At 66.2% G+C, this 13,921-nt stretch carries 11 protein-coding genes, 3 tRNA genes and 1 pseudogene; 7 read left to right on the top strand and 8 right to left on the bottom strand.

The window, feature by feature from the left end; translation table 11 throughout:
- Window positions 1–60 precede the first annotated feature (60 nt).
- The 4 genes and pseudogenes from RT688_RS02260 to RT688_RS02245 form a co-directional block, all read left to right on the top strand.
- Window positions 61–1,272, top strand: coding sequence for an amino acid aminotransferase (locus RT688_RS02260; protein WP_313703224.1), 1,212 nt, complete (start codon window positions 61–63; stop codon window positions 1,270–1,272).
- 51 nt (window positions 1,273–1,323) lie between these two features.
- Window positions 1,324–1,399: transfer RNA gene (locus RT688_RS02255), tRNA-Asn, on the top strand.
- Window positions 1,400–1,617: 218 nt separating this feature from the next.
- Window positions 1,618–1,693: transfer RNA gene (locus tag RT688_RS02250), tRNA-Asn, on the top strand.
- Between the two features lie 157 nt (window positions 1,694–1,850).
- A pseudogene (locus RT688_RS02245) lies at window positions 1,851–1,946 on the top strand (NAD(+)--rifampin ADP-ribosyltransferase); the annotation flags it as partial.
- On the opposite strand, the gene RT688_RS02240 reads toward RT688_RS02245, so the two are convergent.
- The 5 genes from RT688_RS02240 to purT all read right to left on the bottom strand — a co-directional run bounded on the left by RT688_RS02240 (window position 1,937) and on the right by purT (window position 7,821).
- On the bottom strand, window positions 1,937–2,527 hold the full coding sequence (locus RT688_RS02240) for a TetR family transcriptional regulator (protein ID WP_313703223.1): 591 nt from the start codon (window positions 2,525–2,527) through the stop codon (window positions 1,937–1,939). The pseudogene RT688_RS02245 and the gene RT688_RS02240 sit on opposite strands and share 10 nt — an antisense overlap.
- Window positions 2,524–3,060, bottom strand: coding sequence for a dihydrofolate reductase family protein (locus RT688_RS02235; RefSeq protein WP_313703222.1), 537 nt, complete (start codon window positions 3,058–3,060; stop codon window positions 2,524–2,526). The genes RT688_RS02240 and RT688_RS02235 overlap by 4 nt, the downstream gene beginning before the upstream one ends.
- Before the next feature lie 110 nt (window positions 3,061–3,170).
- Entirely contained in the window at window positions 3,171–4,313 is a 1,143-nt protein-coding gene (locus RT688_RS02230; RefSeq protein WP_313703221.1) for a PepSY-associated TM helix domain-containing protein, read from the bottom strand.
- 24 nt (window positions 4,314–4,337) lie between these two features.
- Window positions 4,338–6,461 carry a TonB-dependent siderophore receptor gene (locus RT688_RS02225; RefSeq protein WP_313703220.1) on the bottom strand — a complete coding sequence of 708 codons (2,124 nt, stop codon included), beginning with the start codon at window positions 6,459–6,461 and terminating at the stop codon, window positions 4,338–4,340.
- 145 nt (window positions 6,462–6,606) lie between these two features.
- The gene (gene purT / locus RT688_RS02220) at window positions 6,607–7,821 is read right to left on the bottom strand and encodes a formate-dependent phosphoribosylglycinamide formyltransferase (RefSeq protein ID WP_313703219.1); all 1,215 of its coding nucleotides are present in this window, start codon (window positions 7,819–7,821) and stop codon (window positions 6,607–6,609) included.
- Between the two features lie 139 nt (window positions 7,822–7,960).
- Here purT and RT688_RS02215 point away from each other — a divergent pair.
- Window positions 7,961–8,036, top strand: a tRNA-Asn gene (locus RT688_RS02215).
- A 144-nt stretch (window positions 8,037–8,180) separates the two neighbouring features.
- Window positions 8,181–9,275: a tartrate dehydrogenase gene (locus RT688_RS02210; protein ID WP_313703218.1), complete on the top strand. Its 1,095-nt coding sequence runs from the start codon at window positions 8,181–8,183 to the stop codon at window positions 9,273–9,275.
- Between the two features lie 328 nt (window positions 9,276–9,603).
- Here RT688_RS02210 and RT688_RS02205 read toward each other — a convergent pair whose 3' ends face one another.
- Window positions 9,604–11,142, bottom strand: coding sequence for an amidase (locus tag RT688_RS02205; protein WP_313703217.1), 1,539 nt, complete (start codon window positions 11,140–11,142; stop codon window positions 9,604–9,606).
- Window positions 11,143–11,222: 80 nt separating this feature from the next.
- A complete protein-coding gene (locus RT688_RS02200) occupies window positions 11,223–11,513 on the bottom strand; it encodes a hypothetical protein (RefSeq protein ID WP_313703216.1) in 291 nt (96 codons plus the stop codon).
- Between the two features lie 183 nt (window positions 11,514–11,696).
- On the opposite strand from RT688_RS02200, the gene RT688_RS02195 reads away from it, so the two are divergent.
- Window positions 11,697–13,331 (top strand): response regulator, encoded by a 1,635-nt coding sequence (locus RT688_RS02195; protein ID WP_313703215.1) that lies wholly within the window; start codon window positions 11,697–11,699, stop codon window positions 13,329–13,331.
- A 120-nt stretch (window positions 13,332–13,451) separates the two neighbouring features.
- On the opposite strand, the gene RT688_RS02190 is transcribed toward RT688_RS02195, so the two are convergent.
- On the bottom strand, window positions 13,452–13,907 hold the full coding sequence (locus RT688_RS02190) for a response regulator (RefSeq protein WP_313703214.1): 456 nt from the start codon (window positions 13,905–13,907) through the stop codon (window positions 13,452–13,454).
- Window positions 13,908–13,921: the final 14 nt, after the last annotated feature.

The raw sequence follows: 13,921 nt of genomic DNA, 5'->3' as shown, positions 1-13,921 counted from the left end.
CGTTGCTGCACCGCTGACTCTTCAACTGCTGCGAACCCACCGACAATTCAGTTTATCACGATGACTTCTTCAGCCTCCGCCAGCCTCTTCGGCGCCATCGACATGGCCCCGCGCGACCCTATCCTGGGCATCACCGAAGCATTCAACGCCGACACCAATCCGGCCAAGATCAACCTGGGCGTCGGTGTCTACTATGACGACAATGGCAAGGTGCCGCTGCTGCAATGCGTGCAGAAAGCGGAAGCGAAGCTGATGGAGCAGCCGGCGCCGCGCACCTACCTGCCGATCGACGGCCTGGCAGCGTACGACAAGGCTGTGCAGGAACTCGTATTTGGGGCCGGCAGCGCCGTAATTCAAGAGAAGCGCGCGATCACCGTGCAGGCCCTGGGCGGCACCGGCGCGCTGAAACTCGGCGCCGATTTCCTCAAGCGTTTCTCGCCCGAGTCGGAAGTCTTCATCAGCGACCCGAGCTGGGAAAACCACCGCGCCCTGTTCGAGAGCGCCGGTTTCATCGTCAACAACTACACCTATTACGATCCGGCCACCCACGGCGTGAACTTCGAGGGCATGCTGGCCTCGCTGAACAAGATGCCGCAGGGTTCGATCGTGGTGCTGCACGCCTGCTGCCACAACCCGACCGGCGCCGACCTCACGCAAGAGCAGTGGGGCCAGGTGATCGCCGCCGTGCAGCAGAATGGCCTGGTTCCCTTCCTCGACATGGCCTACCAGGGCTTCGGCTCGGGCATCGCGGAAGACGGCGCCGTGGTGCGCCGCTTCGTCGACGCCGGCGGCCCGCTGCTGGTCTCGAATTCGTTCTCGAAATCCTTCTCGCTGTATGGCGAGCGCGTCGGTGCGCTGTCGGTGGTGGCCTCGAACGCCGAGGAAGCGGCGCGCCTGCTGTCGCAGCTGAAGCGCGTGGTGCGCACCAACTACTCGAACCCGCCTATCCACGGCGGCAAGGTGGTCGCGACCGTCCTGTCGACCCCGGAACTGCGCCAGATGTGGGAAGACGAGCTGGCCGGCATGCGCGTGCGCATCAAGGAAATGCGCGAGGCGCTGGTGCAGAAACTCGCCGAGAAAGCCCCGGGCCGCGACTTCGCCTTCGTTCGTGAACAGGTCGGCATGTTCTCGTATTCGGGCCTGACGAAGGAGCAGGTCGGCAAGCTGCGCGAGCAGTCGATCTACGCGGTCGACACCGGCCGCATCTGCGTTGCCGCGCTGAACTCGAAAAACATCGATCTCGTCGTTGACGCGATCGCCAAAGTCCTCTAAAATCTTGGCTCTTCGAACTTGAACGCAAGTTCAAGCGAAGAGCAAGACAATTCCCTGATAGCTCAGTCGGTAGAGCGACGGACTGTTAATCCGCAGGTCCCTGGTTCGAGTCCAGGTCGGGGAGCCAGAATTTAAAAAGGAGTGTCGAGAAATCGGCGCTCCTTTTTTGTTTTGCGCGTCCGGTTTGCAATGAACCAGGCCAGCGGTCGCGACCGTAGGGTGGGCACCCCGTGCCCACGCGTTACGCACTAGCAGCTACCGAGTAGGTCCACCGCGTTGCCTACATGAATTCTCGTGCAGCCCTTTGCGTAATGCTGCCGAGCAGTTATAATTCGCTTCATCAATTCCCTGATAGCTCAGTCGGTAGAGCGACGGACTGTTAATCCGCAGGTCCCTGGTTCGAGTCCAGGTCGGGGAGCCAGAATTCAGAAGTAGTAAAAGCCGCGAAAAAGCCACGTTCATCAACGTGGCTTTTTTGTTTTGGAGCCGCGCCGAGCGTACCGGGCCCGACTGCACTCTGCATTCGTCCAGAATCGACGAGGCGTGGATGAGCACGCAGGAATGGCATGGCGGGAATCGCAGGGCGCGGCCATATCTATCTCGTCGAGCCAACGGGCAGTTTCGAGGACGCCCCCAACCTGACGAACAAGCGCTTTCCCGGCAATCAGACCAAGTATCGAGGACTAGCGGCCCTCGGCGTGCTCTCCGGCAGGCTCTCCAGCAGGCGATCCAGCGCCTGGCGATACCGTTCCCGCATCGTGCCGGCCAGCGCCCGGTCACCCCGTGCGGCCTGGAAGGCCAGGGCATTGCCGTGCGCATGGTCGACCAGGGTTTCCAGCCATAGCAGGGGATCGACGGTGAGCCGCTCCAGCAGGGAGCGCAGGCGGTCCGTGATCGCGCGCGTCGTGCCGGCGAACGCGGCCGGTTCGGCGAAGATGGCCAGGGTCAGTTGCGGATAATCCGCGACCAGGCCGTGATACCGAAGCAGAAGCTCGCGGATGCCCGCAAGCGGATCGTCCGCGTCCTCCCCGGCCGCCAGCACGCCGGCGTAGACCCGGTCCGCTATCGCGCGCAACAGGGCGGCATGGTCGCCGACGTGATGGTAAAGGCTCATCGGCGTCACCTCCAGCCGGGCGGCCAGTGCGCGCATCGAAAAGCCCGCGCCGCCTGCCTCCAGCAGGCGCAGGGCGGCGTCCAGGACCTGTTCGCGCGTGATGCCCTTGCCGCGCGCCGGGCGCCCACGCGGCTTGTTCATGCCTGCAGGCGATAGGTCGTTTGCACGAGGCCGGAGGGAAAGCTGCGGCTGGAAACGAGCGACAAGCTCCTGTCGCCCGGCAGTTCTCCGAACAGCGGGCGGCCGGCGCCGATCAGCACGGGCACCGTGGTGATGACCATGTCCTCGATCAGTCCGGCGCGCAGGAAGGATTGCACGACGCGGCCGCCGTCCACGTACGCGCGGCGCACACCTTCGCGCTCCATGGCTCGCATCGCTTCGGCTGGGGCGAGATCGGCGAAGCGCACCTTGCCTTGCAGCCTGGCGGGCACCGGCGTGCCGGCAAGGCGCGTCGACAGCACCAGCACCGGGCGGTCGTAAGGCCAGGTCTCGAAGGTGGCCACCTGTTCGTAGCTGCCCCTGCCCATCACGATCATGTCCTTGTCGGCGATGAAGTCGTCGTAACCATGGTCTTCCGCGGGGTCGTCGCGGGAGAGCAGCCAGTCGATGCCGCCGTCGGGACGTGCGATATAGCCATCCAGGCTGATGGCAATGAAAACATGTCCGGTAATCATCTCAACCACCTCCCTCATTTATTTATACGCCGTATATTTTAAACGAAGGATCGGCTGGCGTGTACATGCCCAGGAGACCGGCGCGTGGGCCCGGCGGGCCAGGACCTGTTTCAGTTCGCCGACGCCGCCAGCTGCCTGTCGCGCAGACCGGCCAGCTTCTGCTCGGCCGTCACATGGCGCCGCTTCCACCACAGCACCAGTCCGCTCCACAGCACCCAGATGCTCAGCAGGTCGAGCGCGGTCCACAGCAGCTTGAGCGCCAGGCCGCCGTAGTCGCCGAAGTGCAGCGGCTGCGACAGCATCAGGGTCGACACATACCAGGGCATGTCGCCGGTCGCCACCACCTCGGCGCTTGCGGCGTCGACCATCACGATCTTCAGCAGCTTCGAAGTCACGTCGGTATTGCCCTGCATGAAGGCCATGAAATGGCGCGGCGTGGCGAAGTCGTTGCCCGGCCAGGCCATGAAGCTGAGCGACATCGCAGGTTGCGCCGCCTGCGCCGCCGCCAGCGCCGCGCCGGCCGAGACCGGTCCCGTCGCCGGCGGCAGGTGCTTGTAGGACGCGGCCAGCGCCTGCAGCTCGGTCGCCTGCCACTGGCCGAAGATCGGGCGGTTCAGCGCGTTGATGGTGCCGGTCACGCCCACCACCAGCAGCCACACCAGGGTGACGATGCCCAGCAGGTTGTGGGTGTCCAGCCATTTCAGGCGCGCCGCGCGTTCGCGCCGTACGGTGCCGAAGGGCAGCTTCTTCATGTAGGGCCCGTAGACGTAGATGCCCGAGACGATCGAGGCCGCCAGCAGCAGGCCCATGAAGCCCAGGAAGAGGGTGCCGGGCAGGTCGGCGTACATGTCGGTATGCAGGCGCAGCATCACGTCCATGAAGCCCTTGCCGAGCGGGTATTCGCTGAGAAAACGGCCGGTGCGCGCGTCGTAGGTGTAGAAGGCGGTCAGGCTAGGGGAATCGACGCGGTCGGCCATGCGCACGTAGAGCAGTTCGGGCTCGTCGGCTTCGGCGACCAGGAACTGCGGCACGTCCTGCGGCCGGCGGCGCTGGGCGTCGGCGACGATGGCGTCGACGTCGTCGCGCGCATCATGACCGGACGCCAGGCGCGGCGCGTCGACGCTGTTGCCGAGCGCATGGTTGATTTCGTGCGAAAAGATCAGCGGCAGGCCGGTCACGCACAGCATCAGCAGGAACAGGGTGGAGACCAGGCTGGTCCATTTGTGGACGGCATACCAGGCGCGGAAACTCATGGCGGCTCCGGAAGGGTGAGTGCGTCAGAAACTGGCATGCAGGCTCAGCTCGACGCTGCGCTCGGCGCCCATCCAGCAGTTGTTGCTGTCGTGGCAGGCGCCGACGTAGCGCTTGTCGCCGAGGTTGCTCACCGTCAGGCCCAGGCGCCAGGTGTCGTCGATGCGGTACATCGCCGCGGCGTCGACCAGGGTGGTGGACGGCACGGTGGCGGTATTTGCCGCATCCATCTGGCTCTTGCCGATGTAGCGCAGGCCCGCCGACAGGTCGAGCCTGGGCGTGGCGTACCAGTTCACCCAGAGGGCCGCCTGCTTCTCGGCCACCCACACCGGCGTGGTGCCGACCAGCGAGGTGTCGAGTTCGTTCTCGGTGACGTCCATGTCGAAGCGCGTCAGCGCCAGCATGAAGTCGAGGTTCTCCAGCACGCCCTGGCGCCAGGACAGCTCCACGCCCTTCGACTGCACCTCGCCGGTCTGGGTGTAGCGGTTGAAGGTCGGCGTATTGACGACCATGTTCTGCTTGCGGATGTCGAACCATGCCGCCGTCACCTGGGTCAGCTTGTCCGGCGAGACGTATTTCACCCCGGTCTCGAGCTGCTTCGCCGTGGTGGGCTTGAAGGCCTCGCCCGTCAGCGAATCGACGCCCGGCGTCGGCTCGAATGAGCTCGACCAGTTGATGTAAGGGGCCAAGCCGTTGTCCAGCTTGTAGATCGCGGCGAGGCGGCCGCTGGTCTTGCGCTGGTCGATGCGGGTCGTGCTGGTGGACGGTGAGCCGGCGTAGCTGGCGCCGTTGGCGTCGGTGCTCTTGTAGTGGTCGCGGCGCAGGCCGGCGATGATGGTCAGCGGGCCCCAGGCCAGTTCGTCCTGCAGGTAGAGGCCGAGCTGCGATTGATCGATGCGGTGGCGCTCGGTGTAATAGTCGAAGGGCAGGGTGGCGGCGTCGAACAGGCGGTGGTTCGGGTTGCCGAGGTCGATCGAGGGCGTGCCGGTGCCGAGGGTGTCGCCGTACTCCACATCCGAGTCCATCTTCTGGTATTCCAGGCCGGCGAGGATGCTGTGCTTGATCTCGCCCGTGCGCGCCTTGAAGGCGAGCTGGTTGTCGACCACGTAGCCGTCCTGGCGTTCGTCGGTGAAGTAGGCCGAACGCGCCAGGGTGCGCTCGTCGGCTGCGAGGCCGCTGTTGTAGCTGTTGCGCTGGAAGCCGTCGGCTTTCGTGTAGCGGAAGTTCTGCAGGAACTTCACGGCATCGTTGAAGCGGTGCTCGAACTTCCAGCCGCCCATCGTCACTTCGCGTTCCATGCCGGACCAGTTGGCGTCGCCGGCAAAGGCATCGGCATCGAGCTTGCCGTAGGGCGCGGCGTAGAGCGTGCCGAGCGCAGGCAGCGGGGTCGAGGGCACCAGCGCCGGATCGCGCTGGTGATACAGGTTCAGGTTCAGGCGCGTGTCGGCGCCGATGCGCCAGGTCAGCGAAGGCGCGACCAGGCGGCGCTCCTCGCGCGTGGTGGCCTGCTGGCCGTCGCGCTCGCGCGCCAGCGCAAGGATGCGGTAGTCGACGTCGGGGCTCAGGGCGCCGGTGCTGTCGATCGCCAGTTCGCGCAGGTCGTTGCTGCCGATGCGCGCGCGGACCTCGGTTTCCTGCTTCGAGCGCGGCTGCTTGGCGGTCTGGTTTACCATGCCGCCCGGCGGCGCCGAGCCGTACAGCACCGAGGTCGGGCCCTTCAGGATCTCGATGCTGTCGGTGGCCCAGGCGTCGACCTGCGGCACCAGGTTCCACAGGCCGTTGTACTGCAGCGGCAGGCCGTCGTAGTAGTTGCGGTAGCTTTCGAAGCCGCGGATCGTGTACTGGTCGAAGATGCTCACCGTCGCGCGGCTCTCGGCCGTCACGCCGGGCACGTAGCGCAGCGCCTCGTTGACGCTGTCGGCCTGGCGCGCGGCCAGCAGCTCGGCGTCGTAGACCTCGTAGCTCATCGGCGCATCCATCGGCTTCAGGTCGGACTTGGTGCCGGTGGTGCGGTAGCCGGTGCCGCTCACCTTCACCTGCTGGATGGTGTCGGACGCTGGTTGCTGTTCCTCGGCGCCGGCCATGCCGGAGCAGGCGATGGCGACGGAAAGGGCGAGGGGGCGCAAGGCGCCGTGTGAACGGTTTTTCATCTTGTTATTGATCAATGCGAATGATAATGAGAACGATTATCAATACGTGGCGCATGAAAGTCAACCAGACTTCTCGTCATCTGGTGGCCGGACGTAAAAAAAGGCGCCTTGCGGCGCCTCGTGTGGAACGAAGCCAGTTGCGGGCTTAACGCGCTCCGCTTACCGGCCTGACCTTGCCCGCCGCCGCGCGCGCCCGTTCACGCGCGGTCTCGACGTCATCCGCACCGGCCAAGGCGACACCCATGCGGCGGCGCGCGAAGGACTCGGGCTTGCCGAACAGGCGGATGTCCGCGCCCGGCACGCGCAGCGCCTCGGCCACGCCTTCGAAGGCGATGCCGGCTTCGTCGAGCTGGCCGTAGATCACGGCCGACGCCCCCGGCGTGCGCAGCGCGGTGCTCACCGGCAGGCCGAGCACGGCCTTGGCGTGCAGCTCGAATTCGCTCTGCGGCTGCGTGATCATGGTCACCATGCCGGTATCGTGCGGGCGCGGGCTCACTTCCGAGAACCAGACCATGTCGCCCTTCACGAACAGCTCGACGCCGAACACGCCCAGGCCGCCGAGATTGCCCGTCACCTTTTGCGCGATCTCGCGCGAACGTTCGAGGGCGAGCGCGCTCATCGGATGCGGCTGCCAGGATTCGACGTAGTCGCCCTGCACCTGTTTGTGGCCGATCGGATCGCAAAAAACCGTCTCGACCTGGCCATCCGCGCCGAGGGAGCGCACGGTGAGCAGGGTGATCTCGTAGTCGAAGTCGATGAAGCCTTCCGCGATCACGCGGCCGCTGTCGACGCGGCCGCCGGCGGCCGCGTACTCCCAGGCGGCGCGCACGTCGGCGGCGCCGTCGAGCTTCGACTGGCCCTTGCCGGACGAGGACATCACCGGCTTGACGACGCAGGGGAAACCCACCGCCGCGCAGGCCTGTTCCAGTTCGGCCAGGCTGCTGGCGAAGCGGTAGGGCGAGGTCGGCAGGCCGAGTTCCTCGGCCGCCAGGCGGCGGATGCCTTCGCGGTTCATGGTCAGCTGGGCCGCGCGCGCGGTCGGGATGCAGGTGATGCTGCCCGCCGCTTCCAGCTCGGCCAGCTTGTCGGTGGCGATCGCCTCGATCTCGGGAATGACGAGGTCGGGCTGTTCCTGCTCGATCAGCGCGGCCAGGGCTTTGCCGTCGGTCATGTCGATCACGTGGGCGCGGTGCGCGACCTGGTGGCCGGGCGCGTTCGGATAGCGGTCGACCGCCACCACTTCGACGCCGAGGCGCTGCAGCGCGATGATGACCTCCTTGCCGAGTTCGCCGGAGCCGAGCAGCATCACGCGGGTGGCGGAAGCGGAGAGGGGAGTGCCGAGTATGCGGGGAGTAGTCATGGTCGTGATTGAAGTGTGTTGAAGCCGTGCGGCCAGGGTGGCGAGACTATAGCAAAGCGGGGGCGCGGCGGGTGCGGGACGGGATTTTTCGCGAGATACTGGCTAAAACGGAAACGGCCGGCTATAATATTGCCTCAATTCCCTGATAGCTCAGTCGGTAGAGCGACGGACTGTTAATCCGCAGGTCCCTGGTTCGAGTCCAGGTCGGGGAGCCAGAATATGAGGAGGCCGCATCGCAAGATGCGGCCTTTTTCGTTTACGTGTCCGGTCGGCAAAGCTGTACGCGTCCGGGCCGCCTCGCCCGGCGTCATGCGGCAAAGACTGCTACGATCATCCTTTCTACCGAAGGAAAGCACCACATGACACGCAGTTTCAAGATCGCCGCGATCGCCGGCGACGGTATCGGCAAGGAAGTCCTGCCGGAAGGCCTGAAAGTCCTCGAGACGGCCGCGAAGCGCTTCGGTCTCGCGCTCGAGTTCACCCGGTTCGAATGGGCCAGCTGCGACTATTATCTGAAGACCGGCGAGATGATGCCGCCCGACTGGAAGCAGCAGCTGGCGGGCATGGACGCGATTTATTTCGGCGCGGTCGGCTGGCCGGCCACGGTGCCGGACCACATCTCGCTCTGGGGTTCGCTGCTGAAATTCCGGCGCGAGTTCGACCAGTACATCAACCTGCGCCCGGTGCGCCTGTTCGAGGGCGTGCCTTGCCCGCTGGCCAACCGCAAGCCGGGCGACATCGATTTCTACGTGGTGCGCGAGAACACCGAGGGCGAGTACACGAACCTGGGCGGCATCATGTTCCCCGGCACCGAGCGCGAAGTGGTGATCCAGGAATCGGTGTTCAGCCGCCATGGCGCCGACCGCGTGCTGAAGTACGCCTTCGAGCTGGCGCGCTCGCGCGAGCGCAAGCACCTGACGGTGGCGACCAAGTCGAACGGCATCGCGATCAGCATGCCCTGGTGGGACGGCCGCGCCGACGCCGTCGGCGCCGGCTATCCGGAAGTCACGGTCGACAAGCAGCACATCGACATCCTCACGGCGCGCTTCGTGCTGCAGCCGCAGCGCTTCGACGTGGTGGTGGCCTCCAACCTGTTCGGCGACATCCTGTCGGACCTGGGACCGGCCTGCACCGGCACGATCGGTCTGGCGCCATCGGGCAACCTGAATCCGGAGCGCAGCTTCCCTTCGCTGTTCGAACCGGTGCACGGCTCGGCGCCGGACATCGCGGGGAAGGGTATCGCCAACCCGATCGCGATGATCTGGTCGGGCGCGATGATGCTGGGCTTCCTGGCCGAGGCGCCGGATGCCCCGGCCGGGCTGCGCGAAGCGCACGACGCCATCGTCGGCGCGATCGAAGAGGTGCTGCGCACCGGGCCGCGCACCGGGGACCTGGGCGGGGCGGCGACGACGGTGGAAGTGGGAGATGCGATCGCGGCGCTGATCGGTTCGTAGGGTGGGTCCTTGAACCCACGCCGTACGGCGCCCGAAACAAGAAGGCCGATGATCTCGCAATGGCGCGATGATCATCGGCCTTTTTCATAGTCATGCGTTTCGATATTCACGCGTGGTACGGCGTGGGTTCGAGAACCCACCCTACGACCCCTGATGTGACGCTTTTGTAGGGTAGGCACCTGCGCCCACGCGGTCTCACCAGTTGAACATTGCCGGCTCATCCGACAAGCGGTCGCGATTGAGTGAGCCAGGGAAGGACGGCAGCGCAATTGGATTGCCACCGCCGTACCGCGTGGACACAGGTGTCCACCCTACGAAAACCGGATGTTTACACGTCGGTGGTCGCGAGAGCCTTTCCGGCCTGCTCCAATCCTTCCCGCGCCAGCGGCGACAATTTGTCGAACCACGGCGCTGCCTGTTCCAGCTGGTGCGCCAGCTGCAACAGCCGGTCCTCGGCCCCGAACCTGCCGACGAACTGCACCCCCAGCGGCAGGCCGTCCGCGGTCCAGTGCAGCGGCACCGACATCGCCGGCGTGCCGGTCAGGTTGGCCAGTTGGGTGAAGGGCACGAAGCGCAGGCTGTCGCGGGCGATGCGGTTCACCGTGCCTTCCAACAGCCCGAGCCGGGCCAGGAGGCCCAGCAGGCCGCTGCGCTGCAGCAGGTCGAGCACGAACTGCTCGGCGGCCGGCGGATCGCCTTCGCCATGGCGCAGCGGCGGGGCGGCCAGCGTCGGCGTGAGCAGCATGTCGTAGCGCGCGTGGAAGCGCGCCAGGCCGCGTCCGAATTCGTTCCACTTCGCCAGCTGGGCCGTCAGGCGCGCGCCCGACACGGCGCCGCCCAGCGTCGCCAGCAGGCGGCTCATCAGCTCGACGTCGCCTGTCCTGGCGCCGAGCGCCCGGCCGCGCGCGACCATCGCCGGCACCTGGCCGAAATAGATGTGCAGGAAGCTCTCGGCCAGCGCCATGCCGTCGACCTGCGGCGCGGCTTCCTCGACCTCGTGCCCGAGCCCGCGCAGCAGCCGCGCCGTGCGGTGCACCGCGGCCACCGCTTCCGGATGGACCTCGGTGCCGATCGGCGAGGCGGTGGAAAAGCCGATGCGCAGCTTGCCGGGATCGCGCCGCATCAGGTCGGCGTAGGAGCCGGGCGGCGGCGCGATGTCGAACGGGTCGCCCGGTTCCGCGCCCTGCAGGATGTCGAGCGCCAGCGCCGAATCGCGCACGCTGCGCGAAAGCACGCCTTCGCTGGAAGCGCCGAACCAGACTTCGCCGATCGCCGGGCCTGACGATACGCGCCCGCGCGAGGGGCGCAGCGCGAACAGGCCGCAGCAGGCGGCCGGGATGCGGAGCGAGCCGCCGCCGTCGTTGCCGGCCGCCATGGGAACGATGCCGGCCGCCACCGCGGCAGCCGCGCCGCCGCTGGAGCCGCCCGGGGTGCGGCCCAGGTCCCAGGGATTGCTGCTGCGGCCGTACAGCCGCGGGTCGGTGACGGCCTTCAGGGCGAACTCGGGCAGGTTGGTCTTGCCGAACACGACCAGGCCGGCGTCCAGGTAGCGCCGCACCACGGCCGCGTGTTCGGCCGGCACGTAGCCGAGCATGGCGCGGCTGCCGAAGCTGGTCGGCACGCCGGCATAGTCCTGCACGCCGTCCTTGATCAGGAAGGGCACGCCGGCGAGCGCGCCGCCGATGGCGCGGTCAAGCCGGGCGCGCGCCTGGGATTCCAGCAGGAGGCAGACGGCGTTGATGCGGCCGTGGACGGCGGCGTTGCGCTCCAGCGCGAGGGCCAGCAGTTCGGATGCCGCCACGTCGCCGCGGGCGACGCGCCGGGCCAGCGCGGTGGCGTCGTGTTGCAGGTATTCGGCGAAATCCATGGGCAGTCCTGTATTGGTAGGAATGTCCAGCATGAAACAAATTCGTCAAATTTGTCAAGTCGACAACGCGCAAAAACTTTTTACTTGCGTTTCTTCGCGTTCGTAGTAAAAGTGCGGGTATAGAACTCAGGCGGCTTTTTCGCCACCCAGTCGATGAAGGCGCGGATCTCTTCGTGGCTGCGCAGCGCTTCCCAGGTGTGATACGTGCGCAGCAGTTCGCGCTCGGTCAAGGCGGAGTGGATCTTGCGATGGCAGATCTTATGGATAGGGAACTGTTCCTTGCCCTTGAAGGTCTTCGGCACGAGGTGGTGGCGGTCGATATTGACCGTGCCGAGTTCGCGTCCGCACAGGGGGCATACCGGATCACTCATGCATTCCTCGCCGCTCGAAAACTTCATCCAACCCATATGATGGCGCCGCTGGGAGGCACAAGTAGCCCTCCCGCACAATTGTCAAATTTGATGAGCTCGTTGTTGCACATTGGTGTAGAATTAATGCTTCCCAATAAGCAATTATAAGAACGGGGTTCCTGACAGCAGATAAGGTGTAGTGCGATGATCGAAGACGAAACCAGCCGCTGTTCCATCCTCTTGATCGACGACGAGCCTTTCTCCCAGCAGATCATCGAGCATGGACTGCGCACCTGCGTGAAGCACGTCCTGCGCTACGAGTCCAGCCCGAAGCGCGCGGCGGAACTGGCGCTCGAGATCGGCGCCACCGTGGTGCTGGTCGACCTGCGCATGCCCGACCTCGACGGCTTCGAGGTGACGCGCCTGCTGCGCGCCAACCGCGACACCGAACACATTCCCGTCATCCTGCTGTCTTCCGAAGACGATCCGGAGATCAAGGCGCGCGCGTTTGCCTCCGGCGCCAACGACTACATGGTCAAGTGGCCCGACCCGCGCGAGCTGGTTGCGCGCGTGCAGTACCACAGCGCCGCCTGCATCGCGCGGCGCGAGCGCGACCAGGCCTTCGTCTCGCTGCGCCGCAGCCAGGAAGAGCTGGCCGCCAGCCAGTCGGCCCTGCACCAGGCCCAGAAGATGGAAGCGATCGGCCAGCTCACCGGCGGCGTCGCCCACGACTTCAACAACGTCCTGCAGATCATCGGCGGCAACCTGCAACTGCTCAAGCTGGTGGGCGGCCTGAACGACGCCGCCCGCGCCCGCGTCGAGATGGCGCTGGCCGGCGTCGAGCGCGGCGCCAAGCTGTCCTCGCACCTGCTGGCCTTTGCGCGGCGCCAGCCGCTGCAGGCGGTGGTGCTCAATCCGGGCCACCTGCTGCGCGAGATGGACGACATGATGCGCCGCGTGCTCGGCCCGAGTGCGCGCATCGTCACCGAGATCGATCCGTCGCTGGGCAGTACCCTGGCCGACCCCAACCAGCTCAACAACGTGCTGCTGAACCTGGCCATCAACGCGCGCGACGCGATGGACGGCAGCGGCACGCTCACCATCCGCGCCGCCAACGTCGACGCCGCCGACGCGCCGGCCGAGGTGCCGCCCGGCGACTACGTGATGATCGAGATCGCCGACACCGGCAAGGGCATGCCGCCCGAAGTGCTGCAGCGCGCTTTCGAACCCTTCTTCACGACCAAGCCGGTCGGGCAGGGGACCGGGCTCGGCCTGTCGATGGCCTACGGCTTCGTCAAGCAGTCCGGCGGCGAGATCCTGCTGCGCAGCCAGGCCGGCATGGGCACCAGCGTGTGCATCTACCTCCCGCGCAGCCAGGTCGAGGCGGCGGCGCCGGAACCGGCCGTGGACACGCCGCTGTGCGGCGGCCTGGAGACCATCCTGGTGGTGGAGGACGAGGCCGATGTGCGCACCTCGACCTGCGCAATCCTGTCGGCGCTCGGCTACGAGGTGCTGGAAGCGCCGGACGCCGCCAGCGCGGTGGAGATGATCGAGAGCGGACGCCACATCGACCTGGTGTTCACCGACGTGATCATGCCGGGGCCGGTGAGCAGCCTGCAGCTGGGCGAAGTGCTGCGCCGGTGCCTGCCGCAGGCACAGATCCTGTACACGTCGGGGTATGCGGAAGGCGTGCTGGCGCACGAAGGGAAGCTCAACCCGACGGTGCACCTGTTGCAGAAACCCTATCATCCGGATGCGCTGAGCGCGCGCATCCGTCACCTGCTGCGGCGCAACCGCAAGGCGCCGAAGGCCACCGGCCATTCGCCGGCGCGGGCTTAGGGTCTATCTGATTGAATGCAGTTCACGCGTGGGTACGGGGCGCCCACCCTACGCGTCGCGGCAACAATTGTGTTCCCGCTCCTCGGCGTTCGGTCAGTTACACCCTGGGGTGTCCGAAGCTCAGCTCGGCCGCACGTAGCGCTGCGAGCCCGGCGGCGGTTCGTTCAGCACCGCCCAGAAGATCCCGAGATCGGCGATCGCGCGCACGAATTCCTTGAAGTCGACCGGCTTGACGACGTAGGCGTTCACGCCCAGTTCGTAGCTGCGCACCAGGTCCTGCTCTTCCTTCGAGGAGGTCAGCATCACCACCGGCATGCTTTTCAGAAAGGGGGTGCTCCTGATCTTGTCGAGCACTTCCAGGCCGTCGATCTTCGGCAGCTTCAGGTCGAGCAGGGTGACGGCGGGATTGCCTTTGACACGCTCCGCGAACTCGCCGCGGCGCATCAGGTAGTCGAGCGCCTCGGCGCCATCGCGCACGACCACGACCTCGTTGGCGAGCTGGCTTTTCGCCAGTGCCACCAGGGTCAGTTCGAGGTCGTGGGGATTGTCTTCGACCAGCAGGATCGGTTTTAGCATGATGGTGTGTGGCT

Source organism: Massilia sp., from assembly GCF_032106685.1.
GTDB lineage: Bacteria > Pseudomonadota > Gammaproteobacteria > Burkholderiales > Burkholderiaceae_D > Telluria.
This window is presented reverse-complemented; position numbering and strand designations above follow the sequence as displayed.